This is a genomic window from Gaiella occulta (genome assembly GCF_003351045.1).
Taxonomy (GTDB): Bacteria; Actinomycetota; Thermoleophilia; order Gaiellales; family Gaiellaceae; genus Gaiella; species Gaiella occulta.
In genome coordinates this window covers 20,518-46,265 of record NZ_QQZY01000002.1, presented here as the reverse complement: position 1 = coordinate 46,265, position 25,748 = coordinate 20,518, and the positions used below count along the sequence as shown (strand labels likewise).

29 protein-coding genes are annotated in these 25,748 nt (G+C 72.1%); 10 read left to right on the top strand and 19 right to left on the bottom strand.

The genetic code is table 11. The features are described from left to right. Positions 1-22 precede the first annotated feature (22 nt). Both Gocc_RS03750 and Gocc_RS03745 read left to right on the top strand, forming a co-directional pair. Complete coding sequence (locus Gocc_RS03750; protein ID WP_114795222.1) at positions 23-442, top strand: hypothetical protein; 420 nt, start codon at positions 23-25, stop codon at positions 440-442. A 93-nt stretch (positions 443-535) separates the two neighbouring features. Next, positions 536-2,572 (top strand): WYL domain-containing protein, encoded by a 2,037-nt coding sequence (locus tag Gocc_RS03745; protein WP_114795221.1) that lies wholly within the window; start codon positions 536-538, stop codon positions 2,570-2,572. Here the strand turns inward: Gocc_RS03745 and Gocc_RS03740 are convergent. Together Gocc_RS03740 and queG are read right to left on the bottom strand one after the other, a co-directional pair. Continuing rightward, positions 2,532-3,173 (bottom strand): sensor histidine kinase, encoded by a 642-nt coding sequence (locus Gocc_RS03740; protein ID WP_181813344.1) that lies wholly within the window; start codon positions 3,171-3,173, stop codon positions 2,532-2,534. The two genes, Gocc_RS03745 and Gocc_RS03740, sit on opposite strands and share 41 nt — an antisense overlap. Then, entirely contained in the window at positions 3,170-4,174 is a 1,005-nt protein-coding gene (gene queG / locus Gocc_RS03735) for a tRNA epoxyqueuosine(34) reductase QueG (RefSeq protein WP_181813343.1), read from the bottom strand. Before queG ends, Gocc_RS03740 begins: the two co-directional genes overlap by 4 nt. 15 nt (positions 4,175-4,189) lie before the next feature. Between queG and Gocc_RS03730 the strand changes: the two genes are divergently transcribed. Continuing rightward, positions 4,190-5,176, top strand: a complete 987-nt coding sequence (locus Gocc_RS03730) for a zinc-binding dehydrogenase (RefSeq protein ID WP_181813342.1) — start codon at positions 4,190-4,192, stop codon at positions 5,174-5,176. 8 nt (positions 5,177-5,184) lie between these two features. Here the strand turns inward: Gocc_RS03730 and Gocc_RS03725 are convergent, their stop codons facing one another. The 5 genes from Gocc_RS03725 to Gocc_RS03705 form a co-directional block, all read right to left on the bottom strand. Beyond that, the gene (locus Gocc_RS03725; RefSeq protein WP_114795218.1) at positions 5,185-5,484 is read right to left on the bottom strand and encodes a metal-sulfur cluster assembly factor; all 300 of its coding nucleotides are present in this window, start codon (positions 5,482-5,484) and stop codon (positions 5,185-5,187) included. A gap of 97 nt (positions 5,485-5,581) precedes the next feature. After that, positions 5,582-6,538, bottom strand: coding sequence for a fructose-bisphosphatase class II family protein (locus Gocc_RS03720; RefSeq protein WP_114795217.1), 957 nt, complete (start codon positions 6,536-6,538; stop codon positions 5,582-5,584). After that, positions 6,535-7,449: a hypothetical protein gene (locus Gocc_RS03715; protein WP_114795216.1), complete on the bottom strand. Its 915-nt coding sequence runs from the start codon at positions 7,447-7,449 to the stop codon at positions 6,535-6,537. The genes Gocc_RS03720 and Gocc_RS03715 overlap by 4 nt, the downstream gene beginning before the upstream one ends. Next, a complete protein-coding gene (locus tag Gocc_RS03710; protein WP_114795215.1) occupies positions 7,446-8,723 on the bottom strand; it encodes a 2,3-diphosphoglycerate synthetase in 1,278 nt (425 codons plus the stop codon). Before Gocc_RS03710 ends, Gocc_RS03715 begins: the two co-directional genes overlap by 4 nt. Continuing rightward, positions 8,720-9,529 carry a metallophosphoesterase family protein gene (locus Gocc_RS03705; RefSeq protein WP_114795214.1) on the bottom strand — a complete coding sequence of 270 codons (810 nt, stop codon included), beginning with the start codon at positions 9,527-9,529 and terminating at the stop codon, positions 8,720-8,722. Before Gocc_RS03705 ends, Gocc_RS03710 begins: the two co-directional genes overlap by 4 nt. A gap of 94 nt (positions 9,530-9,623) precedes the next feature. On the opposite strand from Gocc_RS03705, the gene Gocc_RS03700 reads away from it, so the two are divergent. Further along, on the top strand, positions 9,624-9,992 hold the full coding sequence (locus tag Gocc_RS03700) for a PDDEXK family nuclease (protein WP_114795213.1): 369 nt from the start codon (positions 9,624-9,626) through the stop codon (positions 9,990-9,992). 23 nt (positions 9,993-10,015) lie between these two features. After that, positions 10,016-10,549, top strand: a complete 534-nt coding sequence (locus Gocc_RS03695) for a phosphoribosyltransferase (protein ID WP_114795212.1) — start codon at positions 10,016-10,018, stop codon at positions 10,547-10,549. Between the two features lie 80 nt (positions 10,550-10,629). Here the strand turns inward: Gocc_RS03695 and Gocc_RS03690 are convergent, their stop codons facing one another. Genes Gocc_RS03690 through Gocc_RS15970 form a run of 5 tightly spaced genes read right to left on the bottom strand, consistent with a single transcriptional unit; the run spans position 10,630 to position 14,890 of the window. Next, entirely contained in the window at positions 10,630-11,835 is a 1,206-nt protein-coding gene (locus Gocc_RS03690; protein ID WP_114795211.1) for a murein hydrolase activator EnvC family protein, read from the bottom strand. 14 nt (positions 11,836-11,849) lie between these two features. Then, positions 11,850-12,188 carry a hypothetical protein gene (locus tag Gocc_RS03685; protein ID WP_114795210.1) on the bottom strand — a complete coding sequence of 113 codons (339 nt, stop codon included), beginning with the start codon at positions 12,186-12,188 and terminating at the stop codon, positions 11,850-11,852. Further along, the gene (locus Gocc_RS03680; protein WP_114795209.1) at positions 12,185-14,191 is read right to left on the bottom strand and encodes a heme lyase CcmF/NrfE family subunit; all 2,007 of its coding nucleotides are present in this window, start codon (positions 14,189-14,191) and stop codon (positions 12,185-12,187) included. The genes Gocc_RS03685 and Gocc_RS03680 overlap by 4 nt, the downstream gene beginning before the upstream one ends. Beyond that, entirely contained in the window at positions 14,192-14,602 is a 411-nt protein-coding gene (locus Gocc_RS03675; protein ID WP_114795208.1) for a cytochrome c maturation protein CcmE domain-containing protein, read from the bottom strand. Positions 14,603-14,656: 54 nt separating this feature from the next. Beyond that, a complete protein-coding gene (locus Gocc_RS15970) occupies positions 14,657-14,890 on the bottom strand; it encodes a hypothetical protein (protein ID WP_181813341.1) in 234 nt (77 codons plus the stop codon). Positions 14,891-14,936: 46 nt separating this feature from the next. On the opposite strand from Gocc_RS15970, the gene Gocc_RS03670 reads away from it, so the two are divergent. The 4 genes from Gocc_RS03670 (at position 14,937) to Gocc_RS03655 (ending at position 17,982) form a co-directional block, all read left to right on the top strand. Then, positions 14,937-15,752, top strand: a complete 816-nt coding sequence (locus Gocc_RS03670) for a sugar phosphate isomerase/epimerase family protein (RefSeq protein WP_181813340.1) — start codon at positions 14,937-14,939, stop codon at positions 15,750-15,752. Positions 15,753-15,837: 85 nt separating this feature from the next. Next, the gene (locus Gocc_RS03665) at positions 15,838-17,184 is read left to right on the top strand and encodes a phosphomannomutase/phosphoglucomutase (RefSeq protein WP_114795206.1); all 1,347 of its coding nucleotides are present in this window, start codon (positions 15,838-15,840) and stop codon (positions 17,182-17,184) included. A 1-nt stretch (position 17,185) separates the two neighbouring features. Continuing rightward, complete coding sequence (locus Gocc_RS03660) at positions 17,186-17,644, top strand: acyl-CoA thioesterase (protein ID WP_114795205.1); 459 nt, start codon at positions 17,186-17,188, stop codon at positions 17,642-17,644. Further along, on the top strand, positions 17,641-17,982 hold the full coding sequence (locus Gocc_RS03655) for a hypothetical protein (protein WP_114795204.1): 342 nt from the start codon (positions 17,641-17,643) through the stop codon (positions 17,980-17,982). The genes Gocc_RS03660 and Gocc_RS03655 overlap by 4 nt, the downstream gene beginning before the upstream one ends. 201 nt (positions 17,983-18,183) lie before the next feature. On the opposite strand, the gene Gocc_RS03650 is transcribed toward Gocc_RS03655, so the two are convergent. The 3 genes from Gocc_RS03650 to Gocc_RS03640 form a co-directional block, all read right to left on the bottom strand. Beyond that, positions 18,184-20,388 (bottom strand): RelA/SpoT family protein, encoded by a 2,205-nt coding sequence (locus Gocc_RS03650; protein WP_114795203.1) that lies wholly within the window; start codon positions 20,386-20,388, stop codon positions 18,184-18,186. 176 nt (positions 20,389-20,564) lie between these two features. Beyond that, positions 20,565-22,445 carry a single-stranded-DNA-specific exonuclease RecJ gene (gene recJ / locus Gocc_RS03645; protein ID WP_114795202.1) on the bottom strand — a complete coding sequence of 627 codons (1,881 nt, stop codon included), beginning with the start codon at positions 22,443-22,445 and terminating at the stop codon, positions 20,565-20,567. Positions 22,446-22,529: 84 nt separating this feature from the next. Further along, on the bottom strand, positions 22,530-22,754 hold the full coding sequence (locus Gocc_RS03640) for a hypothetical protein (protein ID WP_114795201.1): 225 nt from the start codon (positions 22,752-22,754) through the stop codon (positions 22,530-22,532). Positions 22,755-22,776: 22 nt separating this feature from the next. On the opposite strand from Gocc_RS03640, the gene Gocc_RS03635 reads away from it, so the two are divergent. Next, on the top strand, positions 22,777-23,244 hold the full coding sequence (locus tag Gocc_RS03635) for a hypothetical protein (protein ID WP_114795200.1): 468 nt from the start codon (positions 22,777-22,779) through the stop codon (positions 23,242-23,244). Positions 23,245-23,265: 21 nt separating this feature from the next. Here Gocc_RS03635 and Gocc_RS03630 read toward each other — a convergent pair whose 3' ends face one another. The 4 genes from Gocc_RS03630 to ruvC are packed head-to-tail and all read right to left on the bottom strand — an operon-like array spanning position 23,266 to position 25,647. Beyond that, complete coding sequence (locus tag Gocc_RS03630; protein WP_114795199.1) at positions 23,266-23,586, bottom strand: hypothetical protein; 321 nt, start codon at positions 23,584-23,586, stop codon at positions 23,266-23,268. Next, positions 23,586-24,590, bottom strand: coding sequence for a Holliday junction branch migration DNA helicase RuvB (gene ruvB / locus Gocc_RS03625; RefSeq protein ID WP_114795198.1), 1,005 nt, complete (start codon positions 24,588-24,590; stop codon positions 23,586-23,588). Before ruvB ends, Gocc_RS03630 begins: the two co-directional genes overlap by 1 nt. Continuing rightward, positions 24,587-25,162 (bottom strand): Holliday junction branch migration protein RuvA, encoded by a 576-nt coding sequence (ruvA, locus tag Gocc_RS03620; protein ID WP_181813339.1) that lies wholly within the window; start codon positions 25,160-25,162, stop codon positions 24,587-24,589. The genes ruvB and ruvA overlap by 4 nt, the downstream gene beginning before the upstream one ends. Next, positions 25,159-25,647: a crossover junction endodeoxyribonuclease RuvC gene (ruvC, locus tag Gocc_RS03615; protein ID WP_114795196.1), complete on the bottom strand. Its 489-nt coding sequence runs from the start codon at positions 25,645-25,647 to the stop codon at positions 25,159-25,161. Before ruvC ends, ruvA begins: the two co-directional genes overlap by 4 nt. Positions 25,648-25,748: the final 101 nt, after the last annotated feature.

The window sequence follows — 25,748 nt, the reverse complement described above, 5'->3', positions numbered from 1 at the left end:
CGTGGTGTAGTTGCAGTCGTGCATGTATCAATACTCGCGAGCCATCTACCGCTCGCTCAAGGATCTGATCGACCCGTACACCGACGAGCGCACGCGTCTCGAGTACCGGCGCGCGCTGCTCGCCGAGTGCGAGCTGACGATGTCACGGCTCGCTGCCGACCCGCACTACTTCGCGCGTCCCGACCGTACGCTGTTCCAGGATATCCGCCGCTACTTCCCGATCACGGCGCAGGCGCAGGTCGCCTGGGCGGTGCGTGAGGGCGTCGGCGCGGCGATGGCGTTCATCGACCAGCAGATCGAGGCAGGCGCCTTCGACGGCGGCGTCGCCCGCTGCAAGGCGACCACGCGCAAGGGCAAGGCCTGCCAGCGCACCCCGCTGCCGGGCCGCGACTACTGCCCGTCGCACCAGCACCTCGAAGCCCGAAGCTCGCTCGCCGCGTAGCGCCTCCCGTCGCGCCGGTCGCCGGACTCGACCCGGGCACACGGCAGCCGCCGGCCGCCGATCTCGACGCGGGCGATAAGCTCGAACCGCCGCATGTCGCACGACACCGACAAGCTCATCCGCCAGCTCTCGCTCGTCGCCTTCCTGATGGCCGAGCGGCGGCCGCTGACCGCGCGTGACGTGAAGGGCAACGTCGAGGGCTACTCGGAGATGTCCGACGAGGCGTTCGCGCGACGCTTCTACTCCGACCGCGCCGAGCTGACCGCGCTCGGCGTGCCGCTGCACTCGCAGCGCGACGAGTTCACCGGCGAGGAGCTGTACACGCTGCGCTCCGAGAACTACTTCCTCGACCGCCTCGACCTCGAGGACGACGAGCTCGCGGCCCTGCAGACGGCGCTCTTCTACCTCGACGGCAAGTTCGCCTACGCCGAGCCGCTGCGGCTCGCGCTGCAGAACCTCGCGCTCGGCCGCCCCGGCTTCCCCGAGGCGCGCACGGACACCGCCGAGCGTGTGCGCGTGACCGCGCCCGACTACTCGCCCGAGCTCGCCGGCCGCCTCTCGAAGCTCGAATCGGCGATCTCGAAGCAGCGTACGATCAAGTTCTCGTACTGGTCGCCGCAGCGCGACAAGGTCTCCGAGCGCACCCTCAACCCCTACGCGCTCCGCCTCGACGAAGGCGTCTGGTACGTGATCGGCCATGACCTCGACCGCGCCGCCGTGCGGACGTTCCGGGTCTCCCGTATCCGCAGCGACATCCGCTTCGCCACCCGGCGCGAGCGCGACTTCAGGCTGCCGCCCGAGTTCGACGTCGAGGCGCACCGCGTGCCGCGACCATGGCAGATCGGCGAGAAGGTCGGCGAGGCGCGCATCGCCGTGCAGGGCGACACCGCCTGGTGGGTGCACCGTACGCTCTCCGACGCGGGCGTGCTCGAGGACGGCGTCTTCACGACCGCGTACGCGCGCATCGAGCCGCTCGCGGGCTGGGTGCTGCGCCAGAACGGCCGTGCCGTCCCGCTCGAGCCGAAGGCGCTTCGCGACGCGGTCGCCGCGGGCCTGACGCGCCTGCGCGAGGCTCACGGCGCCGACCTTCCGCCGCTGGCGCGCGAGCGCCGCGTCGTCCACACGCTCGAGCGCGGCGATCGCCCTGTCGGCCCCATCGCGCCCGAGCGCTTCGGCGTGCTGCAGGCGCTGCTCGCCCACGTCCTCTCCGCCTGCGGCGAGGGCCGTGACGCCGAGCTCGATGCCGACGACCTCGCCGTGCGATTCTCGATCCCGCGCGAGGAGCTGCAGGAGACGCTCTCGCTGCTCAACCTCGTCAACTTCGGCGGCGGCTGCTACACGGTGTACGCCGAGGTCGACGAGGAGGCCGGCATCGTCCGCGTCGACAAGGAGCTGTACGGCGACGTGTTCCGCAGGCCGCCGAAGCTGACGCCGCTCGAGGCGCGGGCGATCCGCCTCGCGATCGAGTACGTCGGACCCACCATCGCCGCCGAGGCGCACACCCCGCTCGAGCGCGTGCGCCGCAAGCTCGAGGACACGTTCGGGCAGTTCGAGCTCGCGCAGACACCCGCCCCACGCGTCCGCGACGTCGAGGAGGACCTCGTGCGCACGCTGTCGGAAGCGGTCGAGAAGCGGCGGGTCGTCGAGATCGAGTACCTCAAGGAGGGCGACGAGGCCCCGACGACACGGTCGGTCGAGCCCTATTCGTTCGAGCGCGAGCTGCCGGTGTGGCGCGTGCACACATGGGATCGCACCGCCCACGGGCCGCGCACGTACCGGCTCGACCGGATGCGCTCCGCCCGTCTCAGCGACGAGGCGTTCGAGCCGCGTGACGGCTTCGACCCGCGCTACATGAGCGAGCCGCGGCTCGCGCGCCTGTGGCACTCGCCCGCCGTCGCCCGCTGGAAGGTCGAGCGCGGCGCCCGCGCCCTCACCGACAAGGCGGCGCTCAGCGAGCTGCCGTTCAAGACGGAGGAATGGCTGATGTGCGAGGTGCTCGCCGACGCCGGCGAGACGATCGTGCTCGAGCCGAGCGACATGCGCGATGCCGTCGCCGCCCGCGCAAAGGAGCTCGAGGTCGAGCTCGCGGTCAGGCCGGCAGGCAAGAAGCCCGCGGCAAGACGAGCGTGAACGTCGCCCCCCGGCCGGGGGCGGACTCCACCTCGACACGGCCGCCGTGCGCCTGCGCGATCGCGCGCACGATCGCGAGGCCGAGGCCGGAGCCCGGGCGGGCGGCCGTGAGCCGGGTGCCGGCGTGGAAGATGCGCTCGTGCTCGGCCGGCTCGATCCCCTCTCCCTCGTCGCGCACCGACACCCGTACGGCGCCGCCGTCCGTCGCCACCCGCAGAACCACGTCGCTGCCCGGCGGCGCATGGCCGAGCGCGTTGCCGATGAGGTTGTCGAGCGCCTGCCGCAGCCGCTCCGGGTCGCCGTCGACGATCGCGTCGGGCTCGCTGCTCGCGCGCACGCGTGCGCCGGAGAGTGCGGCGGCGTCGGCGGCGTCGCGGGCGAGCGCGCCGGCGTCCACGCGTTCCAGGCGCAGCAGCGCCGTGACCGTGGCCGCGTCGCCGACGAGCCGCTCGACGTTGCGACAGGCGGCGACCGCAAGATCGAGCAGGCGCCGCCGCCGCCGCCCGTCCGGGGCATGCGGGAACGCCTCGGCGATCGCCTCGAGCGCCGCCACCGGGCTGCGCACCTCGTGCGCGAGCGCTGCGAGTCGGTCGACGCTCACGCCGACCGCTCCGCGATGCGACGGAGCGCCCACCGCGCCGTCTCGGCGAGCATGTCGTCCTCCGACTCGGCCAGGCGCGCGACCGGCGCCCGATGCTCCTCCTCCCCCGCGTTGCCGAGCGCGACGAGCGCGTTGCGCTGCAGCCAGCGGGGGTCGTTGCGGGGCACGTAGAGCCGGTCGAGCTCGCTGACGAGCTCGTCGCCGTCGCGCGTGAGCCACTCGAGCAGGGACACCGTCGGCGTCGAGCCGGCGGGGAGAGGCTCGTCGCGCCGCCGGCGCTCGACGCCGCGGTTCCAGGGACACACGTCCTGGCAGATGTCGCAGCCGTACACCGCAGCGCCCATCTCCGCGCGGAGGTGCTCGGGGATGGGCGCGGGGGCCTGCGTCCAGTACGAGAGGCACTTGGTCGCGTCGAGCACGCCGGGCTCGTCGAGAGCACCCGTCGGGCAGGCATCGATGCAGAGCGTGCAGCGGCCGCAGTCGAGCCGGAGCGGCGCGGTCGCCTCGATCTCGACGTCCGTGACGAGCGTCCCGAGCACGACCCACGAGCCGTACGCACGCGTGATCAGCATCGTGTTCTTGCCGTAGAAGCCGACCCCGGCCCGTACGGCCCCCTCACGGTCGACGTGCTCGTTCGCGTCGACGAGGACACGATGGGAGCCGCCGAGCCGGCGCCCGAGCTCGTCGAGCCGCTCGCGCAGGAGCGCATAGTGGTCGCGCCACGCGTAGCGGGGCAGCCTTCCCTCTCCCGGCACCGGCTCCGCTCCGTCGACCCAGTAGCACAGCGCCGCCGACACGATGCTGCGCGCACCGTCGAGCAGCAGCTCGGGGTGGCAGGAGACCTCGGGCCGGGCCATCGTGAACTTCATGTCGGCGAACAGCCCGCGCGCGCGGCGCTCGCGGATGTGGCGCTCGGTCTCGAGATACGGCTCGGCGGGAGCGGCAGCGACGACGTCGAGGCCGACCTCCTCACCCAGCCGCGCGAGCTCCTCCGCCGTCATGAGAGGATTGTGACCGTGAAGGCGATTCGCATCCACGAGGACGGCGGCCCCGAGGTGCTCCGGTACGAGGACGTGCCCGATCCGGAGCCCGGCGCAGGCCAGCTGCTGATCCGCCTCGCGGCGGCGTCGCTGAACCATCTCGACGTGTGGGTGCGCATGGGCCTTCCTTCCGCGCCCAAGCCCCGCATCCTCGGCGCGGACGGGGCCGGCGTCGTCGAGGCGCTCGGCGAGGGGGTCGACGGATTCGCCGCCGGCGACCGGGTCGTGATCAATCCGGGCCTCGAGCACGGCGCCACGATCGGCGTCGTCGGCGAGCACTGCGACGGCACGCACTGCGAGCTGATCGCACTGGCCGCGGAGCAGGTCTTCCCGCTCGACGACGCGCTCACGTTCGAGCAGGGGGCCGCGTTCCCGCTCGTGTACGAGACCGCCTACCGCATGCTCGTCGGCAAGGCAGCCGTACAGGCGGGCGAGTGGGTGCTGATCTGGGGGATCGGCGGCGGCGTCGCCACCGCGTCGTTCGAGATCTGCCGTGCGCTCGGCGCGCGCACGATCGTCACCTCGGGCAGCGACGAGAAGCTCGAGCAGGCGCGCGCGTGGGGCGCCGACATCGCGGTCAACCATCACACGGGCGACGTCGTCGCGGCCGTGAAGGAGGCGACGGGAGAGGGCGTGCAGATCGTCGTCGAGACCGTCGGCGAGGCGACGTGGGCACGCTCGCTCGCCGCGGTCGCGCCCGCGGGCCGGGTGGCGGTGTGCGGCGCGACGAGCGGACCCAACCCGCCGGCGGCGCTCCACCGCTTCTGGTGGAAGCAGCTGACGGTGTACGGCTCCACGATGGGGACGCGCGAGGACTTCCTCGGCGCCTACGACCTCGTGCGCGGCGGCCGCGCGCGCGTGCACATCGACTCGGTGTTCCCGCTCTCGCAGGCGAGAGCCGCGCACGAGCGCCTCGAGGCCGGCGCGCAACTGGGCAAGATCGTGCTCGCGATCCCGGGCTGAGGCCGGCGTCAGCCGAACCCGAGGATGAACTTCGCGTCCTCGGACATCTTGTCGGGCGTCCAGGGCGGGTCGAACGTGAGCTCCACCTCGACCGCTTCGACGCCCGGGAGGGCGGCGACAGCGTCGTGGATGCTCTCCTGGATCATCGGCCCGGCAGGGCATCCCATCGAGGTGAGCGAGTGGATGATCTTCACGTTGGGCCCGTCGATCTCCGCCTCGTAGAAGAGTCCGAGCTCGACGATGTCCATCCCGAGCTCGGGATCCTCGACTCCGTGCAGCGCCTCGACGACGTCGCTCTCGGTGACCATTCCCCGAGTCTACCCACGACCGCGCCGAGCAGCCGCCCGCCACAACCGGCGCCTGCGACAACGGAGGCCGGTCGCCACGGGGATCTCGCAGGCACGTTCACGTCAGCAGTCGCACCTCCTCGCGCCGTTCGCGCGCGAAGAAGTGGATCCCGTCGCTGAAGCGCACCCAGTTGCAGCGCATGCACATGATGAGGGAGTGCGTGCGCGCGCTGTCGGCGAGGAAGCGCACGCCGCGCAGCAGGTCGCCGTTCGTCACGCCGGTCGCGACGACGATCACGTCGCCGGGCGCCAGGTCGCCCTCCGCGAACACCTGGGCGACGTCTTCGATGCCCGCCGCGTGAGCCTCGTCGATCTGCGCCCGCGTCGTCGGCCACAGCTGCGCCTGCATGCCGCCGCCGAGGCAGCGCAGGGCCGCGGCGGTCAGGAGCGCCTGCCGCGAGCCGCCGATGCCGATCGCGAGATGGTCGTTCGTGCCGCGGATCGCGGCGGAGATCGACGCGGTCACGGTGCCGTCCTGGATCAGCTTGATCCGCGCTCCGGCCGCACGGATCTCCTCGACGAGGTCGCTGTGGCGGGGCCGGTCGAGCACGAGCGCGGTCACGTCGGCGGCCGTGCGGCCGAAGCTCGCGGCGATGGCGTCGACGTTGTCCGCCACCGGCGCCAGCAGGTCGATCGCGTCCTTCGCGCGCGGCCCCACCGCCATCGTCCGCATGTACATGTCGGGCAGGCGCCGCAGCGACCCGGCCGGAGCGACCGCCAGCATGGCCATGGCTCCGGTGCCGCCGCGGGCGACGACGCCCCGGCCCTCGAGCGGATCGAGCGCGAGGTCGACCTGCTCTCCTCCGGCCCCGACCTCACAGCCCGGCTCGAGGGCGTCGCCCGCGCGCGCGCCGACGATGACCCTCCCGTCGATCGGCAGCTCGTTGAGCGCCGCCCGCATCCCCGCCGCCGCGGACTCCTCGGCGGCCTCCTCGTCCGCGCGCCCCAGCCAGCGTGCCCCCGCGAGCGCCGCCCACTCCGTCGCCTTCGCATAGTTCGTGCACAGGCAGCTCATGCGCGCACGAGCCGCTCGGCGCTCGTGAGGACGAGGTCGAGCACCTCGCCGATCGTCTCGTCGAACGAGTCGTTCTCGATCACGGGCACGTCGAACCGGCGCGCGCGCTCGAGCAGCACGTCCTGGATGAGACGGATCTCGGGCAAGCCGTCGATGTACTTCTCGAGCGGGCGCAGCCCGTCGCTGGCGGCGTCGCGCACCCAGAAGTGGCTGCGGTGGAGATCCTCGTCGCTGATGGCGACGACGCACTGCACGACGAGCGCGTCCGCGCGGTCGACCGCGATCATCCCGGGCACGAGGTGTACGCCCTCGAGCACCATCGACCACCCTTCGGTGAGCACACGGTCGATCGCCGCCTCGACGCCGACGAGCACGTTGCGCGTCTGGTCGAGGAAGCCGAGCAACGCCGCGTCGCCTGAGAGATCCTCGTCGGCGCGCGTGAGCGCGAGCTTGGCCTCGAAGCTCGAGTAGTGCACCGACGGCATGAACTCCCGGGAGAAGAACGCGCGCATCGTCTGCCGGATGAAGTCCGTCGAGGTGACCCGCGTGATCCCGAGCCGGTGCGCGGCCTCCGTCGCGAGCGTCGACTTGCCGGTGCCCGTCGCACCGCCCACGAGCAGCACCACCGGCAGCTCGAGCTGCTGCAACGCCTGCAGGCGGCGCAGGCGGCGGATCGTCCTGCGGGCCTCGGTCTCGCCGATCAGCTCCGCCGCGATCTCTCCGAGACGATCGAGGTCGACCACCGCGACGCGGCGCTGCGCCATGTCGGCATCGACACGGCGGGCAAGCTCGTACGCCCGCGTCGGCGTCAGACCCGTGGCGGCGAGCGCGCGCGCCATCAACCCCTTCGACCACGGCGGCCCCTCGTCGCCGCCGAGCGGCAGCGGCGCCAGGTAGCGGCGCTCGGTCACGCGGGCACCGCGGCTGTGAGCGTGGCTTCGGCCGCCAGCCGTTCCAGCTCGGCGTCGAGGTCGATCTCCCCGCGCAGCGGCAAAACGTCGTTCCCCGTCAGCACGACGTCCACCCCACGCCGGCTCGCCTCCTCGACGACCACGTCGACCGCCGCCGCCTTGAGCTCGACGACGAAGGTGTCCGCGTCGACGCGCGCGAGCTCCCGGCGCAGCGCGCCACGGTCGCAGAGGCTCCCGGAGACGTGCGCCACGACAGCGCCGTGACCATCGCTCAGATGCCGCGCAATGCGCTCGTGCTGCGTCGCCGGCGCCGTCCCGAAATAGGCGATCGTCCGCCCGACGATGCTCGTCGTCGGGCGCGGGCGCAGCACGGCGCGGACGACGGGGACGCCGGGCCGCGTGATGCCGCCGAGCGCTGCCGCGAGCCGTGCGTGGTCGGCCTCCTCCTCGGCCATCGTCACCACGACGAGGTCCGCGAGAAGCGCGCGATAGGCGTTGAGGTAGCCGGTTGCGACGGCAGCTTCCTGCTGGGCGCTCACGACGAGGATGCGGCGCCCGGCAGCCACCGGAGGCAGCGCGGCGCCGCTGCCGTCGAACACGAGCAGGTCCGGGGCGAGCGCCTCCGCGACGCGCACGCCGTCGGCGACGTTCGACAGCCCGACGGCTCCTGCGAGGCCGCCGCCGCAACGCCGGCACCCGACGGTGGGAACGCCGGTGAGCGCCGCCGTCTCGAGATGATCCGAGGCCGCGTGGCGGCCGGCGCGCGAGCGCTCGAGCAGCGCCTCGAGCGTGGGCGCCGTCTCCACCAGCTCGGGCTCGGCCGGCCCGCCCCGGCCCATCGCGACGACGACGAGGCGCCGGCCGGCCGCCAGGGTGGCGGCGACGTGCGCCGTCACCGCGGTCTTGCCCACGCGCTTGCCGGTGCCGATCACCGCGAGCGACGGCGTTGCGACGGACGCGAAGGAGGGCACTTCGAAGCGGAAGTCGGCACCCTCGTAGGGAACGCCGAGCGCGAGGGCGCGCGCCACGAGCCGGAACCGCTCGACCGGGCCGAGCACCGGCTCGTCCGAGAGGTCGAGCACGACGTCGGGCGCGTGCGCGAGCACGGCCTCCTCGAGCGTCGCGGCGACGGGGACGCCGTAGCCCTCCCCGCCGCGCAGCTTCTCCGAGCCGCCGACGAGCACCGCCGCGACGATCTCGTAGGGAAGCTCGTGGAAGGCGTCGCGAACGACCGCGGCGTAGTGCTCGCCGTCGATCAGCGCCACGGCCCTCACGGCCGCGACCTCACTTCGGCGTCGATCCGGCCCGTGTACTTCTCGTACTCGAGCGTGGTGGTCGAGAACTGGATGATCCGCTCCTGCCCGTGGAAGGGATGGCGGCGCCAGATGTCGACATGGCTGCCGCAGACCTCGACCACGTTGTAACAGGGCCTCGTGTTCCCCCTCAGACGCAGCGACGAGACCGTGCCCGTGTTGACGACGAACAGGTTCTCGAGGCGCCACGCGTACGGCACGTGCTTGTGGCCCGAGAGGACGAGCCGCACGCCGGCGCGCTGCAGGCACTCGATCGCGTCGCCGGCGTCGTAGACGACGTTGCGCTCGCGGCCGGTGCCCGGCACGGGCAGCAGATGGTGGTGGAGCACGAAGATCTTCAGGTCGGCCGGCCCGGCGGCGAACTCGCGCTCGATCCACGGGTAGCGGCCGCGGCCGATCTGGCCGTGGTCGAGGTCCGGCTCGGTCGAGTCGACCGCAACGACGGTGACGCCGCCCTTGCGCAGCACGGAGTTCCGCTCTCCGAACAGCTCCTCGAAGTGGACGTAGCCGACGTTGCGCGAGTCGTGGTTGCCGGGCACGACGACGAGCGCGTCGCACGCGATCCGGTTCACGTACTCCCGGGCGAGGTGGTACTCGTGCTTGAAGCCGAGCGTCGTCAGGTCGCCCGAGCAGATCACGATATCCGGTTCCAGCTCGTTGATCTCGGCGATCGCCCGCTCGAGCAGGGTCGGCTCGAAGTACGGCCCGCCGCAGTGCAGGTCGGAGAGGTGGGCGATGCGGAAGACCGGCCCGGCGCCGTCGGCCATGCCGGCAGTCTACGGCGGAATCCTCCTGCAAACCAAGGGGTCGCGGGGACGCCGCCCGGCGGTGGCGTCCGGGGCGGTCACTAGCCTTGCCCCGGTGCGGGCGGAATTCCACCGGTTCCAGGCATATTGCGGCTCCGAGGCGCCGCGCTTCGCCAACCGGATCGAGCTCGAGTGCGCGAAGATCCTCGACTGGTACGGAGTGCCGTGGGACTACGAGCCGACGTCGTTCGTGCTCGAGCGGGACGCGGAGGGGCGGGTCAGGCGCGCGTTCACACCGGACTTCTTCCTTCCCGACCAGGAGCTCTACGTCGAGGTGACCGTGATGAAGCAGTCGCTCGTCACGCGCAAGAACCGCAAGCTGCGGGAGTTGAAGCAGCTCTACCCGCACGTCAACGTCAAGCTCTTCTACCGGCGCGACCTCGAGCGCCTCGCCCAGCGATATCAGCTGAAGCTCGCCTCATAGAGGCCCGGCCTGCGGTCGGGGACGTGTACCTGTCCGCGCAGGAGATCGCGGCGCGCGTGGCCGAGCTCGGACGCGAGATCACGGCGGATTACGCGGGGCGCGAGCCGCTGCTCGTGGCGCCGCTGAAGTCGAGCGCGGTCTTCCTCGCCGACCTCTCTCGCGCCCTGCCGATCCTCCACGGCATCGACGTCGTCGAGCTCGCCGGCTACGGCGCTGGGCGCAGCGGCGGCGTGCGGCTGCTGAAGGATCTCGACACGCCGATCGAGGGGCGCGACGTGATCGTCGTCGAGGACGTCGTCGACACGGGGCTGACGCTCGGCTTCCTCGTGCGCACGCTGCGCACGCGCAACCCGGCGAGTCTCGCCGCCGTGACGCTGCTCGACCGCCCGTACCGCCGGCTCGTCGGCGACATCGACCTTCGCTACGTCGGCTTCACCGTCCCCGACGAGCTCTTCGCCGGCTACGGCCTCGGGCTCGACGAGCGCTGGCGGGCGCTGCCCGACCTGCGCTACGTGACACCCGAGACGCTGCCGGCCGCCGCGACAGACGCCGCCTAGCCGCGGCACTCGCCGCCCCTGCGCACCGGCTTCGACGGCGGCGCCCGAGACCGGCCTTGCGTACGCCCGTCGGCCGTCGTCTACAGGTAGCCGAGTGGGTCGACCGCACTGCCGCCGACGCGCACCTCGAAGTGCACGTGCGGGCCGGACGAGTTCCCCGTACTCCCCGCGTACGCGATAACCTGGCCCTGGGTGACGCGCTGACCGACCGTGACGGCGACGCCGGAGTTGTGTGCGTAGGCGGTCGAGACGCCGTTTCCGTGGTCGATGACGACGAGAATGCCGTAGCCGCCGAGCCACCCTGCCTGGATCACGGTGCCGGACGCTGCGGCGCCCACGGGCGTGCCGGACGGCACGGCGATGTCGATCCCCTCGTGCGTGCGTCCGTCGCGGGGCCCGAAGCCGCTCGTGACGGTACCGCTGACGGGCCAGACGAAGCTGCCCGTCGACGGCGGCGGCGCCTGCTCGCCGGGGCTGGACGACGCCGCTTGTGCCGCAGCCGCCTGAGCGGCCACGATCTTCGCGGCGAGCGCGGCGCTCTGCGCCTGCAGCACTTCTACCTGGGCGACGAACTCGGCGCGGTCGCCCTGGATCGCCGCCAGCGTCGCCCGCTTCTCGCGCTGCGCCGCCATGAGCGCGTCGCGGCTGGCGACGAGCCGGTCGCGGGCGGCGCGCTGCTCCTCCGTCCGCTGTGCCACCGCGCTCGTCTCGGTGGCGACGTCGGCGCGGTCACGCTCCGTCGCGGCGCGCGTTCGAGCGAGATCCTGCGCCGTACGCTTCACGGTTGCCGCGATCCGCTCGTCCTGGCGGCCGATCCGGTCGATCAGATCGACCGTGTCGAGAAGGTCGGAGAAGGACGAGGCCCCGAACGCGAAGGACAGCGCGTCCGGGGTCTCCGTGGTGTAGATCTCGCGGACGCGCGCCTCGAGGCTCGTGAGGGCGGCGGCGTACTCGCGCTCGAGAACGGCGAGGCGACGATTCTGCTCCTGTATCCGCGCTTCCAGCTGCGCAAGCCGCGCACGCGACGCGGCGAGCCGGGACTCGAGCGCCGCGAGGCGCGCCTGCTCGGCGTCGACGCCCTCCTGCAGCGTGCGCACCTTGCCCGTCACCTCGCTGATCTGCGTGGTGAGCACGCCCGCCTGATGTCCGGCACGGTCGATGCGCGCGCGCAGCTCGCCGATCGTCCCGTCGATGCGGGCCTTGTCGGAGCCGGGGTCTCCGGCCGCCGGAGCGGCGAGGAGCAGCACGGCCGCGAACACGGCGCCGAGCGGTACACGCCGGACCATGGCTGACGTCTTCGCTACGACGGCGCCACTCCCTGCTCTGCCGGCGCGGCGCGCGCGGCCGTCGCGATCGCATCGAGGGCGCGCAGCGCCGCCGCCGCGTCGCGTCTGAGCGGGCCGACCGACGCGCGGTAGTCCTCGTCGTTCACCCGGCCGGCGCGGTGATCGGCCTCGAGCTCCTTGAGGGCGGCGAGCGCCCTGTCACGCTCCTCTGCGAGCTCGAGCAGGCGCCGGCGCTCGGGCGTGAACACGTCGAGCTCGTCGGAGGCGGGCGCGGGATCGTGCAGGAACGGCAACGCGACGATCACGACGCCGGCGACGGCGAGCGCGGCCCCGAGCACGAGCGCGGCCGTCACCGGCCGCGGACGGGGCTGCCGGCCAGCTCGTAGCGGAGCACGAGACGGCGCTCCTCGCGGGCGTCGGGCCACAGCGCGACGAGGGATCCGAGCACGAAGACGATTCCCGCGAGCCAGATGAGATTGACGAGCGGCTTCACGAAGATGCGGAAGTACACGCTGCCGTCGCTGTTGATCTGCTCGGCGATCACGAACAGATCCTCCCCGGTCGAGTAGTCGCTGCGGACCCCCACCTCGGACGACACCTGCGGGTCGGGACCGGCGACCTTGTACGAGTTCTTGCCGGCCTCGAGCAGCCCGAGGCTCTTGCCGTCGCGCTGCACCGCAAGCTGCGCGCGAACCTCGGTGGCGTGATCGGTGTCACGCTCCTTCAGCCCCTGGTAGGTGACCGTGTACCCGCCGACCGAGAGCGCCTGGCCGCGCGAGAGCCTGCCTTCGCTGACGGAGTCGTAGGCGCTCGACCCGGCGATGCCGATAGCCAGCAGCACGATCGCGGCGTGGACGACGTAGCCGCCGTAGCGGCGCCGGTTGTGGGACAGCAACGAGGCGAGCGCGACCGGCCACGACTCGCGCGAGAGGGCGCGCCGGGCCCGCGTGCCGCGGACGAACTCGAGCCCGATCGCCGCCAGCACGAAGGCGGAGAACGTGTAGGCGACGAGGCCGGGGATCGACGAGCCCGCGCCGAGGAAGAGCAGGACGACGCCCGTCCCGACCGCGATCGCCCCCGGCCACGTGAAGGTGCGCAGCACCCCGCGGACGGACGCGCGCCGCCACGCGATCAGGGGGCCGATGCCCATCAGCAGCAGCAGCGGCAGCCCGAAGATACGGAGGAAGAAGTCGAAGTAGGGCCGGCCGACGACCACCGACTGTCCGCGCACCGCCTCCGACAGGAGCGGCCAGGCGACGCCCCACAGGATCGTGAGGCACAGCGCCACGAGCAGCAGGTTGTTGTAGAGGAAGACCGCCTCGCGCGAGACGAGCGACTCGAGCCTCGTCGTCGAGCGCAACAGCGGCAGCCGCCACATGATCATGGCGACGGAGAAGGCGACCGCGATGATGATGAAGGCCAGGAACCAGGGCCCGATGTCGCTCTGCGCGAACGAGTGGACGGAGGTGATGACGCCCGAGCGGGTGATGAAGGTGCCGAAGAGCGACAGGCAGAACGCGAGCGACACGAGCACGACGTTCCACACCTTCAGCATGCCGCGCTTCTCCTGGATCATGACGGAGTGGAGGAATGCGGTCGCGGCGAGCCAGGGCATGAGAGCGGCGTTCTCGACGGGATCCCACGCGTAGTAGCCACCCCAGCCCACCTCGACGTACGCCCAGTGGGCGCCGAACAGCTGGCCGAGGCCGAGCGTCGTCCATGCGAGCAGCGTCCAGCGGCGCGTGGCGACGATCCAGCGCTCGTCGGTTCGTCCGGACAGCAGCGCCCCCATGGCGAACGCGAACGGCACCGAGAGGCCGACGTAGCCGAGATAGAGGAACAGCGGGTGGGCCATCATGTACGGGTTCTGCAGGCTCGGGTTGAGGCCGGCGCCGTCGAGCGGGGCAACCTGCAGCGCGAACGGGCTCGCGACGACGACGAGCAGGAACGCGAACCCGACGGTGATCGCGGCGAGCACGGGTGTGACCCAGACCACGAGGTCCTTCGCCCGGTTCCGGTTGATCCAGAGGGCGAGGGCGGAGTAGCCCGTGAGGATGAGCAGCCACAGCAGCAGTGAGCCCTCCTGCCCGCCCCACAGCGCCGACAGCCGGTAGATCCCGGAGAGCGATCGGTTCGAGTGGTCGGCGACGTAGGTGAGCGAGAAGTCGCGGCGCAGGAAGCCGGCGGCGAGCACGCCGAAGGCGACGAGCGTGCTCGCGAACGAGGCGATCAGCGCGTTGCGGGCCGACAGCGCGAAGCGCCGGCGGCGGGCGACGCCCGCGTAGACGCCCGCGACGAGCGCGTACAGCGCCAGCCCGAGCGTGACGACGAGAGCCGCGCGACCGAGCTCGGCCATCTACCCGTTCGCCGGCTTGGCGGCCGAGTACTTGGACGGGCACTTCGTCACCATCGAGTCGCGCTTGGCGACGAAGGTGCCGTTCTCGAAGCGCCCGCTGACGACGAGGACGCGGCCGACCTTGAACAGGTCGGGCACCGATCCCGTGTACAGCACGGCGACGGTCTTGCCGTTGGCGCTGCTCCCGACGTCCCTGAGGCGGAAGCGCAAGCCTGCCGCGTGGGCGTCGCCCGTGACGGGGCCGACGACGAGGCCGGACAGCGACACCTCACCCGTCTGCGATCCGAGCTGGCTCGGCTTCAGCGACGGCGTGCCGCCGCCCGCGATGGACGTGTAGAGAAGGAAGACGGCGAGCACCGCCGCGATCGAAAGGGCGATGACGAGACGCGCCGGGGAGCGCTTCCTGGTCACGGCGCAAGCTTACCCACATGCGTGGACACCTGCGCCGCATGCGCCGAGGTGCCGTTACTGCGCGATCTCGCGGGCGCGGCCGGGGATCTCGTAGCCGTGGTCGTGGCAGAGCGAGCCCGGCGACTCCTCGGTGAAGGCGTCGCAGTAGCCCTTCCCGTAGGCGGCGCGCATGAACGCCGCCACGACCTCGAGGTTCCACTCGGCGACGTCCACGGCCTCGCGCCACAGGTCGGTGAGGCGCAGGTCGATGTCGAGCTCGAGCAGGTCGATCCGGGTCGGCCGTTCCATGGCGGAAAGCGTACGAACGCGATCGGACGGAATAGAGTCCCCGCAAATGGGACGAATCCGCGTCGGTCCGGCCCGCATACCCGACCGCGAGAGCCCCGAGGCGGCGGTCGAGCTGCTGCTCGCGCGCGGCTACGACGCATGCGAGATCGATTTCGAGGGCGGCTTCTGGATGGACTACCCGTGGGCCGAGCGGCTCGGCGAGGCGGCACGCGCCCGCGACGTGGCGCTGTCGCTGCACGCGCCGCTGTTCGGCTTCATGGGCCACCTGGAGGCGAGCGGGAAGAAGTTCTCGTCAGCCGTCGGCGCGCTCGATCGCAGCGCCGGCATCGCCGCGGCGAGCGGCGCCGAGGTGGTCGTGTTCCACCCCGGCTTCCTGCTCGGCCGCTCGCGCGAGGACGCGATCCGGTCGGTCGTCGAGCAGCTCGGCGCGCTGCGCGAGCGGCTCGAGGGCAAAGGGCGGGCGGTGCCGTTCGGCGTCGAGGTGATGGGACGGGTGCGCGACCTCGGCTCGCTCGACGACGTCGTCGAGATCTCCCGGCGCACCGGCTGGGTGCGGCCCGTGCTCGACTTCGCGCACATGCATGCGACGAGCGACGGCGCCTACCTCGAGGCCCCCCTGTTCGCCGACGCGCTGGAGGCGGTCGACGAGGTGCTGGCGCCGGGCGCGCCGTTCCATATCCACTTCTCGGACATCGCCTATGCGAACCGCAACGAGAAGCACCACCTGCCCTACGGCGAGGGAACGTTACGGGCGGAGCCGCTGCGCGCGGCGCTCGATCGCTTCGACCGCCCTGCGACGGTGATCTCGGAGTCGCCGGACGAGGCGTCGAGCCAGGCGATCCGGGTCGTGCTCGCCGGGTAGCCGGGACAGCTCCGCCGGCGTGACAGCGGGCCGGGCGGGATGTAGCGCCCGCGCCGGGTGGAAGATCCGGGCTAGCATCGTGCCCATGCTCGACCCCAGGGTCTTCAAGGCGTACGACGTGCGCGGCCTCTACGGCTCCGAGCTCGACGAGGAGGGCGCCTACGCGATCGGGCGCGCCTACGTCGAGCACTTCGAGCCGCGCGCGATCGCCGTCGGGCGGGACATGCGCCTGTCCGCGCCGGCCATGGCCGCCGCGGTGATCGAAGGCGCCGCCGACGGCGGCGCCGACGTGCTCGACATCGGCATGGTCGGCACCGAGATGGTCTACTACGCCGTCGGCGAGCTCGGGCTCGAGGGCGGCATCTGCGTGACGGCCTCCCACAACCCGAAGCAGTACACCGGGATGAAGATCGTGCGCCGCGGCGCCCTTCCCGTGGGCGGCGACTCGGGCCTCGACGACATCCGCGGCCGCGCCCAGGCGGGCTTCGGCCCGGTGTCGCGCCGGGGCGAGATCCGCACGGAGGACGTGTGGCCCGGGTTCGTCGACAAGGTGCTCTCGTTCGTCGACGTCGACGCGATCAGGCCGCTGCGCGTCGTCATCGACGCGGCGAACGGCATGGCCGGCGCGATGCTGCCCCCCGTGCTCGAGCGCCTGCCCCAGCTCGACGTGGTGCGGTGCTTCTTCGAGCCCGACGGTGCGTTCCCCAATCACGAGCCGAACCCGCTTTTGCCCGAGAACCGCGCCTTCATCGTCGAGAGGACACGCTGCGAGGAAGCCGATCTCGGCGTCGCCTACGACGGGGACGCCGACCGCTGCTTCTTCGTGGACGACACGGGGGAGTTCATTCCGGGTGACTTCGTCACGGCGTTGCTGGCCGAGAGCGTGCTCGCGAAGAACCCGGGCGGCACCGTGCTCTACGACGTCCGCGCGAGCTGGGCGGTGCCGCGCACGATCGCCGCCGCAGGCGGCACGGCGCTCGTCAACCGGGTCGGCCACGCGTTCATCAAGCACCGGATGCGCAAGGAGAACGCCGTCTTCGCAGGCGAGGTGTCCGCCCACTACTACTTCCGCGACTTCACCCAGGCCGACACGGGCGTGGTGCCGTTCCTGCTCATGCTCGAGCTCGTCTCGCGCGGGCGCGCGAAGCTGTCCGAGATCCTGGCGCCGTTGCGCTCGCAGTACTTCATCACCGGCGAGATCAACACGCCGGTGGCGGACGTGGCGCTGAAGCTGCAGGAGATCAAGGAGCGCTATGCCTCGCAGGGAGGTCGCATCTCGCATCTGGACGGCATCTCCGTCGACTTCGACGACTGGCACTTCAACGTGCGGCCCTCGAACACCGAGCCGCTGCTGCGACTCAACCTCGAGGCGCTGTCCGAGCGGAAGATGGTGGAGAAGCGCGACGAGCTCGTGGCGCTGATCCGCGGCTGACATGGGCGGCGCACCCGAGCTCGGGCGGGTCAGCGGACGGCGGCCGCCGTTCAAGTACTCGGCGCTCACGCGCGTGTGGTTCTCCGACACCGACGCGCAGGGCGTCGTCTACTACGGGCGCTACCTGCCCTACTTCGACCACGCCCGCACCGAGTACCACCGGCACCTCGGCACGCTCTCGGTCGCGGGAGCCGAGTTCGTGATGCGGGCCTCCGCCGTCGAGTACCACGCGCCGGCACGTTTCGACGATCTGCTGGAGTGCTTCGTGCGCATCAGCAGGCTCGGACACACGAGCGTCACCTACGACTGCGCCGCGTACCGGCTGCCGGACGACGTGCTGATGGTGACCGCGACGCAGACGCTCGTGCTCGTCGACCCGGTGGCGCGGCGTCCGACGCCGATCCCGGAGAGCGCGCGCGCGCCGATCCGCGCCTTCGAGGGGGTCGATCTGGCGGAATGAGCACGCGGGCGCTCGAGGCGATCGACCGCATCCTCGACCGCGGTGGCGACGCCGACGACGTCCTGCGCGCCGTGGTGGCGGAGCTCGCGCGCGAGGACGGCATCAGCTGGGCCGGCGTGCTGTTCCTCGAGAACGGCGAGCTGTCGCTCGGCCCCGAGGCGGGCGTCCCCGACGAGAGGCGCCGCCTGCGCGTCCCGGTCGACTACCAGGGCACGCGGGTCGGCGAGCTCGCGGTCGACGGCAGTGCCGGCGAGGCCTTCCTGCGGCGCGTAGCCGGGCTCGTGTCGGCGCACGTGCTGCTCGGCTGGGACACCGGCGGCGAGGCCTGGGAGCCCTGAGGCCGTGCGGGCCGCCGCGCGCAGCCGCAGCGCGCGCGACAGCCGGCCGACACACCGCGCGACCGCCCGGCTGACGGACGGTCGCTGCGGCTCTCCCCTCCCCCTGCTCAGGTTCTACTCACCCGTACGGAGGGTGCAATCCCTCGTTCGAGGGGACGCGCCACCCGTGCGCGGCGGCGCGGGCGGCCGGCTGCGCCTGGATCAGTTCGGCGTCACGCGGTAGGCGTCGAACACCGCGTCCAGATGCCGCAGCGCCGACAGCAGCGAGCGCAGGTCGTTGACGTCGCCGAGCTCGGCCGCGTACCAGTTCTTCGCCATCCCGTCCTCGACGGTGCCCCCGTAGGCGACGATGTTGGCGCCGTGCTCGGAGAAGGTGCGGGCCACGTCCTCGAGCAGCCGCGCGCGATCCCACGCCTCCACCGCGATCTGGACGCGGAAGCTCGTCTTCGCGCTGCCCTCCCACTCGACGGGCGTGAACCGCTCCGGGTTGCGCATCAGCGCCTTCACGTTCGGGCAGTCGGCGCGGTGGATCGTGATCCCGCGCCCGAGCGAGATGTAGCCGAGGATCTCGTCGCCCGGCACCGGGGTGCAGCACTTGGCGAGCCGCACGAGCACGTCCTGGACTCCCTGCACGACGATGCCGAGGCTGTCGCCCGCGACCGTCGAGCGGGCCTTCGCCGGCTTGAGCGTGACGGCCGGCTCCTCGGCCACCTCTTCCGTCTTCAGGCGCTGCAGCACCTTGTTCACGACCTGGCCGGTGCCGAGCTTGCCGGAGCCGACGGCGAGGTAGAAGTCCTCGGCCTTCTTGAACCCGAGGTCGCGTATCACCTGTGCGAGCACGGCGGAGCCCTGCAGCTTCCGGTAAGGGAGGTTCTGCGCCTTCAGGGCCTGATCGAGCGCCTCGCGGCCCTTCGCCTCCGTCTCGCCCTTCGTCTCCCGCTGGAACCACTGGCGGATCCTGCTGCGCGCCCGCGAGGAGGCGGCGAGCGACATCCAGTCGCGGGACGGGCCGCGACCCGACTTCGAGGTGAGGATCTCGACGAAGTCGCCGTTCTTGAGCTTGTAGTGGAGCGGCACGATGCGCCCGTTCACCTTGGCGCCGACCGTCTTGTGGCCGACGTCGGTGTGCACGGCGTAGGCGAAGTCGATCGGCGTGCCGCCCGACGGGAGCGTCTTCACCTCTCCCTTCGGCGTGAACACGTACACCTCGTCGTCGAAGAGGTCGGTGCGGAGCGTCTTCATGTACTCGGCGGCGTCCTGCTCCTCGCCCTGCCAGTCCATCAGCGTCTTCACCCATGCCACCCACTCGTCGTCGCCCTTCGCGGCACGGCCGCGCTTGTAGAGCCAGTGGGCGGCGATGCCGTACTCGGCCTCCTCGTGCATCTCCCGCGTGCGCACCTGGATCTCGAGCGGCGTGCCGTTCGGCCCGATCACGGTCGTGTGCAGCGACCGGTAGCGGTTCAGCTTCGGCATCGCGACGAAGTCCTTGAACCGGCCGGGCATCGGCTTCCACAGCGAGTGGATGATCCCGAGCGCGCCGTAGCAGTCGCGCGTGCCCTCGTCTCCGCCACGCTCCACGATCACGCGCATCGCGGTGAGGTCGTAGATCTCGTTGAACTCGCGACCCTTCTTCGCCATCTTGTCGTAGATGGAGTAGAAGTGCTTCGCGCGGCCGGAGATGTCCGCCGGGATGTCGGTCTTCTCGAGCTCCGACTGCAGCTGCTGTGCGGCGCGCTCCACCTGCGCCTCGCGGTCGGCGCGCCGGTCGGCCACCATCGCCTTGATCTCGGCGTACTTGCGCGGGTGCAGGATCCCGAACGACAGGTCCTCGAGCTCCCACTTGACGGCGTGGATGCCGAGGCGGTGCGCGAGCGGCGCGTAGACCTCGAGCGTCTCCTTCGCCTTCTGCACCTGCTTCTGCTTGCCGAGGTATTCGATCGTGCGCATGTTGTGGAGGCGATCCGCGAGCTTGATCAGGATCACGCGCACGTCCTGCGCCATCGCCACGATCATCTTGCGGTAGTTCTCCGCCTCCGCCTGCTCGCGGCTCTGGAACGTGATACGGGTCAGCTTCGTGACGCCCTCGACGAGCTGGGCGATCTCCGGCCCGAACTCCGCGCGCAGATCGTCGAGCCCGGTGGCGGTGTCCTCGACGACGTCGTGCAGCAGCGCGGCGGCGATCGTCTGCTCGTCGAGATGCAGCTCGGCGCAGATCTGCGCGACGCCCCACGGATGGTTGATGAAGCCCTCGCCGGAGCGGCGCACCTGCCCCCGGTGCGCCCGCTCGGCGTACTCGAAGGCGCGCCGGATGAGATCGCGGTCGACGCCGGGGTTGTACGTCTCGACGCTCGCGATCAGCTCGCCGACGAGGTCCTCGTGATGGCGATCCGCGTCGACGACGGTCATGGTGTCAGTGTACTCAGCGCACTTCGGGGGACAGGAGCCCGTGCCGGGATGCCGAAGCACGGAGGGCCGATGCGCGCCGTCCGACGCTATCTCGAGCACCGTCGCGTCCTCCGCCTGCTGCTCGAGCTCGAGCGCGCGCGGCGCGGCCGTCCCGGTAGCCTGCGGCGAGCGGCCCGTCAGGCGGCCCGGGGCAGCGTCAGCGGCGCCCCGTGGGCGAGGAGCGCCCGGAACGTCTCGGACTCGAGCAGCTCGCGCCTGCCCGGCGCGGAGGCGAGGTCGAGCTCGGCGAAGATACGGCGTGCTTCCGGCGTCCACGCGGCCTCGCCGGCCCGCCACATCGAGGCGAGCCAGGCGCGCAGCTCCTCGTAGGCGGAAGGCGCGTCGAACACACGTCGCACGACGAGCTGGGGCGCCGAGGTGCCGTTCCACCGGTTCTCCTTGAGGCGGAAGGCGAGGTCGTAGCGGGCATCGCCCTGTATGCGGTCGAGCTGGGCGCCGAAGCCGAATGCGATCGCGCTGCCGCCGTCGCGCCCGTGCTGGCGCACGCGGAAGCGGAGGTGCCTGCCCTCGCCGACGGTGGCGGCGTCGACGGCCTCGCAGCTCGCCACGAGGAGCATGACGTCGGGGTTCCCGAGGCCGAACGGCGCGAGCCGGTCGAGCTCGCGTGCGAGGTCGAGGGTGAGGGCGGAGGCGGGGACGACGGCGTCGACCCGGGTGACCGGCTCGAGATCGGCATCGGCGAGCTCGGCGTCGGCGTGCGCGGAGAACGCTTCCGCGAACGGCCCGACCTGCTCGGGCCTGATGGAGAGGCCGGCGGCGGCACGGTGCCCACCGAAGCGCTCGAGCAGCCCGGCGCAGGCGGCAAGAGCGCCGTGGAGGTCGAAGCGCGAGATCGAGCGGCCCGATCCCTTCCACTCCTCGCCGCCGCCCGCGATCATCACGATCGGCCGGCCGAAGCGCTCGACGAGCCGCGAGGCGACGATGCCGATCACTCCTTCGTGCCAGTCCTCGCCCCAGAGGACGTACCCGCGCTGCCGGCGCTTCTCGTCCGGCCAGCTCTCCACCTGCGCGATCGCCTGGCGCAGAATCCTGTCCTCGACCGCCTGGCGGTCGCGGTTGAGCGTCTCCAGCTCGGCGGCGAGCAGGTCCGCCTCGCGCCGGTCGTCGGTGAGCACGAGGTGGAGGGCGACGTCGGGACGCCCGAGACGGCCGGCGGCGTTGATGCGCGGCGCGAGCCTGAACCCGACCGCGGTCGCGTCGATCGTCGCCGGATCGACCCGGGCGGCGCGCATGAGCGCCTGCAGGCCCGGCTTCTGCGTGCGCGCGAGGGTCCTCAGGCCGGCCGTCGCGAGCGCGCGGTTCTCGTCCACGAGCGGCACCACGTCGGCGATCGTCGCGAGCGCGACGAGGTCGAGGTGCCGCGCGAGCGCCGCGTGACCGGGCCCGAGCAGGGCCTGCGCGAGCTTGTGGACGACACCTGTGCCGCACAGCTCGGGGAACGGATACGCGGAGGGCCGGGTCGCGACGATCGGGCAGGCAGGCAGGTTGTCGCCGGGCCGGTGGTGGTCGCTGACGATCACGTCGAGCCCGCGGGCGGCGGCGTCGGCCACCTCTGCCACCGCGGTGATGCCGCAGTCGACGGTGAGGACGAGGTCGACGCCCTCGTCGGCGAGGCGGGCGATCGTGGCGCGCGAGACGCCGTATCCCTCTTCGAACCGGCTCGGCAGGTGCCAGCGGACGTCGGCGCCGAGCTCGCGCAGCGTCAGCACGGCGAGCGCCGTGGCGCAGATCCCGTCGACGTCGTAGTCGCCGTGCACGCAGATGCGCTCGCCACGCTCCAGCGCCTGCCGCAGGCGGCTCACCGCGGCCTCCATGTCCCCGAGCAGCAGCGGGTCGTGGCAGACGCCCTCCGGCTCGAGGAACGCACGCGCGTCGCCCGGATCGCCGAAGCCGCGACGCACGAGCACCGCCGCCAGCGTCTCCGACACGCCGAGCTCGGAGGCCAGGCGGGCGACCTCGTCCAGCGCGACCGGCGCGATCGTCCAGCTTCCTGCCATGGGAGCCACGATAGGACCGGAGCCGGACGGACATGCGTGCGGCGCCCTCGCCTCCGTCCGCGACCGGCTCGCCGGCCACGCGCTCTACGGAGAGGCTCCGCTGCCCCTGCGGCGGGCGCGCCGCTGCCGCGTCGACTCGAGGATGACCTTCACCCAGAGCAGCACGATCCCGATCGTGGCGCCGACGACGACGACGGCGATCGGCGCGAAGTACGCCATCTGCGCCAGGGAGTACTTCGTGATCGCGGCGCCGACGAGCCAGATCGCGAGGACGGCGAAGACCATGGGAATCGTGACACGCAGGTTCACGGGTTCAGGCTAGCCTCTGGGCGTGACCCAGGGCGAGGTCAACTACGTGTCCGGCCAGGACTACCTGCTCGAGTTCCTCGGGTATCGGTTCTCGTTCGGCTGCGCCGACTTCGAGGAGCGGGTCACCGCCGCCGCGGTGCGGCTGGGGCTCGTGGCGGGGAACGACCTCGACGAGGACGAGACGTGCGACCTCGTCGAGCTCGCCGCCGACGGCCGCATCGCCGACGCACGCAGCGGGCTTGGCCGCTATCTCGTGCGCCACTGGGAGCGACTCGCCTTGAACGACGGCGAGTCGCTCGTCTACTGGCTGCGCAAGCTCGTGTTCCGGGGCGCGTACCTCGACCACCGCGTCAAGGAGGGCCTGCTCGAGGTGGTGTGGGACGAGGGAGCGGGCGACTTCGGCTACGCCGAGCCGCAGGGCGGACGCGCGCTGCTCGAGCTCGCACCGACGCCGAGCTGGCATGAGCTGCAGTTCCGCCGTAGCTCGTAGGTCGAGACGCGACCAGCCGGGCTAGCCCGACTCGGCGGGCAGCGCGAAGCCGAGACGCTGCTCGTCCGCGCCGACGCCGATGCGAATCTCCTTGATCGCCCCGAGCGGCACGATCAGCTCGTACGGGTCGTCCCCGTCGGGGAGCGGGCTCAGCGTCACGAAGCCGAACCCCGGCTCGGACGAGAGCGAGGCGAGGCGGTGCAGGGCGCCGTCCACGAGCTCCACGCTCACGTCGACGCGGTCGAGTCCGCGCTCGGTCTTGAAGCCGTCGATGCGCCGGTGGATGCGGCTCACGAGCTCCTCCAGCGGGCCTGCCATCCCGGGCGTCCACAGCTCGGGCATCAGAACAGGCTCCCGTCGGTCCTCGTCGCCCCCACGTGCGCGCGGCCGAGCTCGGTGATGACGCGGCCCCGCGGAGTGCGCTGCAGGAAGCCGAGCTGGAGCAGGTACGGCTCGTAGACGTCCTCGATCGTGTCCTGCTCCTCGCCGAGGGCGACGGCGAGCGTCGAGAGCCCCACGGGTCCGCCGCCGAACTTGTGCGCGACCGCCTCGAGCAGCTCGCGGTCGATGCGCTCGAGGCCCTCGACGTCGACCTCGAGCAGCTCGAGCGCCTCGCGCGCGACCCGCGTCGTGATCACCCCGGCGTGCCGCACCTCGGCGACGTCGCGCACGCGCCGCAGGATGCGGTTCGCGATCCGCGGCGTGCCGCGCGAGCGCAGGGAGATCTCGTCGGCCGCGTCGTCCGCGATCTCCACGCCGAGGATCCGCGCCGAGCGGCGCACGATCGTGCCGAGCTGCGCGGGCTCGTAGTAGCCGAGCCGGAACGTCATCCCGAAGCGGTCGCGCAGCGGCGTCGTGAGCAGCCCGCTACGCGTCGTGGCACCGACGAGGGTGAACGGCGGCAGGTCGATCGTGAGCGCGCGCGCCGCGGCCCCCTGGCCGAAGATGATGTCGAGGCGGAAGTCTTCGAGGGCCGGGTAGAGGATCTCCTCGGCGGCCCGGTTGAGCCGGTGGATCTCGTCCACGAAGAGCACGTCGCGCGGCTCGATCGCAGTCAGGATGGCGGCGATGTCCTTCTTCTCGAGCGCCGGGCCCGCGACGGTGCGCATCCCGACGCCGAGCTCCTCGCGGACGATCTGGGCGAGCGTCGTCTTGCCGAGCCCGGGCGGGCCGGCGAGCAGCACGTGGTCGAGGGCCTCCCCGCGCGCCTTGGCGGCATCGAGCGCGATCTGCAGCTGCTCCTTGATGCGCTCCTGGCCGACGAAGTCGTCGAGGCGCCGCGGGCGCAGCGAGCGCTCGATCTCCTCGTCCTCGGGCCGCAGGTCGGGTGCGAGGAACTGGCTCATGCCACGGCCGCCCGCAACGCCTGCCGGATCCGCTCCTCGGCGGGTAGACCGGGATCGATGCCGGCGAGTGCCTGCTCGGCCTCGTGGAGCGAGTAGCCGAGCTCGACGAGCGCGTCGCGCGCGACGAGATGGGTCGACGTGCCCGCCGCCGCCGAGACGGCGGCGTCCGTCTCGACGCCGATCTTCTCCCGCAGCTCGAGCACGATGCGCTCGGCGGTCTTCCTGCCGATGCCGGGGATCGCCTGGAAGCGCGCATGGTCGCCGAGCGCGATCGCGCGGCGCAGCTCGGCGGCGGGCGAGCCCGACACGACGGCGAGCGCGACCTTCGGGCCGATGCCGGCGACGGTGAGCAGGTGCGTGAACAGCTCGCGCTCCGAGGCGTCCGCGAACCCGTACAGCTGCATCGTGTCCTCGCGCACGTGCAGGTAGGTCTCGACGGTCACCTCCGCCCCGGCTTCGGCCCGTCGCAGCACCGACGGCGTCGCGGCGACGAGGTAGCCGACACCGCCGACGTCGAGCACGAGCCCGTCGGCGCTGCGCCCCGCGGGGATGCCGCGCAGGCGGGCGATCACGAGGCCATCCGGGCAAGCGGGGGCATCAGCGCGTGGCAGATCGCGACCGCCAGCGCGTCGGCCGCGTGCGACGTCTCGGGCTCGGCGGGAAGGGCGAGCAGCATCGTCACCATGCGCGTCACCTGATGCTTGTCGGCGCGCCCGTGCCCGCAGACGGACTGCTTGACGCGCGCGGGCGCGTACTCGCTGCACTCGATGCCGGCCGTGGCGGCCGCGACCATGGCGGCGCCGCGCGCCTGGCCGACGAAGAGCGCGATGCGGGCGTCGGCGCCGACGTACGACTCCTCCAGCGCGACGGCGTCCGGCGCGTGCGCCGCGATCAGCTCCTGCACGCCGTCGAAGATCGTCCTCAGGCGCAGCTCCGGGCGCTCGCGCGGTCCGCTGCGCCAGCACCCGTGCTGGAGCGCGCTGATGCGCCCGCCGCTTTCGAGGACGATCCCGTAGCCGCACGCAGCCGTCCCTGGGTCGATGCCGAGGACCTTCACGGTGGAAGGGTAGGGGTCGGAGCGGACGGCCCCGCCGGTGCGCCGCCGGCACGGCGGCCCGCGCATCGCCGCCCGGCGCCGACCCGCCGCACGCCGCGGCC

Coding starts and splice junctions, on each gene's coding strand:
- Gocc_RS03660 (WP_114795205.1), top strand. CDS start 17,186: ATGGGCGGCGCACCCGAGCTCGGGCGGGTCAGCGGACGGCGGCCGCCG.
- ruvB (WP_114795198.1), bottom strand. CDS start 24,590: ATGAGCCAGTTCCTCGCACCCGACCTGCGGCCCGAGGACGAGGAGATC.
- Gocc_RS03655 (WP_114795204.1), top strand. CDS start 17,641: ATGAGCACGCGGGCGCTCGAGGCGATCGACCGCATCCTCGACCGCGGT.
- Gocc_RS03665 (WP_114795206.1), top strand. CDS start 15,838: ATGCTCGACCCCAGGGTCTTCAAGGCGTACGACGTGCGCGGCCTCTAC.
- Gocc_RS03650 (WP_114795203.1), bottom strand. CDS start 20,388: ATGACCGTCGTCGACGCGGATCGCCATCACGAGGACCTCGTCGGCGAG.
- Gocc_RS03705 (WP_114795214.1), bottom strand. CDS start 9,529: ATGGCCGACGGCGCCGGGCCGGTCTTCCGCATCGCCCACCTCTCCGAC.
- Gocc_RS03670 (WP_181813340.1), top strand. CDS start 14,937: ATGGGACGAATCCGCGTCGGTCCGGCCCGCATACCCGACCGCGAGAGC.
- Gocc_RS03750 (WP_114795222.1), top strand. CDS start 23: ATGTATCAATACTCGCGAGCCATCTACCGCTCGCTCAAGGATCTGATC.
- Gocc_RS03725 (WP_114795218.1), bottom strand. CDS start 5,484: ATGGTCACCGAGAGCGACGTCGTCGAGGCGCTGCACGGAGTCGAGGAT.
- Gocc_RS15970 (WP_181813341.1), bottom strand. CDS start 14,890: ATGGAACGGCCGACCCGGATCGACCTGCTCGAGCTCGACATCGACCTG.
- Gocc_RS03630 (WP_114795199.1), bottom strand. CDS start 23,586: ATGCCCGAGCTGTGGACGCCCGGGATGGCAGGCCCGCTGGAGGAGCTC.
- recJ (WP_114795202.1), bottom strand. CDS start 22,445: ATGGCAGGAAGCTGGACGATCGCGCCGGTCGCGCTGGACGAGGTCGCC.
- queG (WP_181813343.1), bottom strand. CDS start 4,174: ATGACGGCGGAGGAGCTCGCGCGGCTGGGTGAGGAGGTCGGCCTCGAC.
- Gocc_RS03680 (WP_114795209.1), bottom strand. CDS start 14,191: ATGGCCGAGCTCGGTCGCGCGGCTCTCGTCGTCACGCTCGGGCTGGCG.
- Gocc_RS03745 (WP_114795221.1), top strand. CDS start 536: ATGTCGCACGACACCGACAAGCTCATCCGCCAGCTCTCGCTCGTCGCC.
- Gocc_RS03720 (WP_114795217.1), bottom strand. CDS start 6,538: ATGAGCTGCCTGTGCACGAACTATGCGAAGGCGACGGAGTGGGCGGCG.
- Gocc_RS03690 (WP_114795211.1), bottom strand. CDS start 11,835: ATGGTCCGGCGTGTACCGCTCGGCGCCGTGTTCGCGGCCGTGCTGCTC.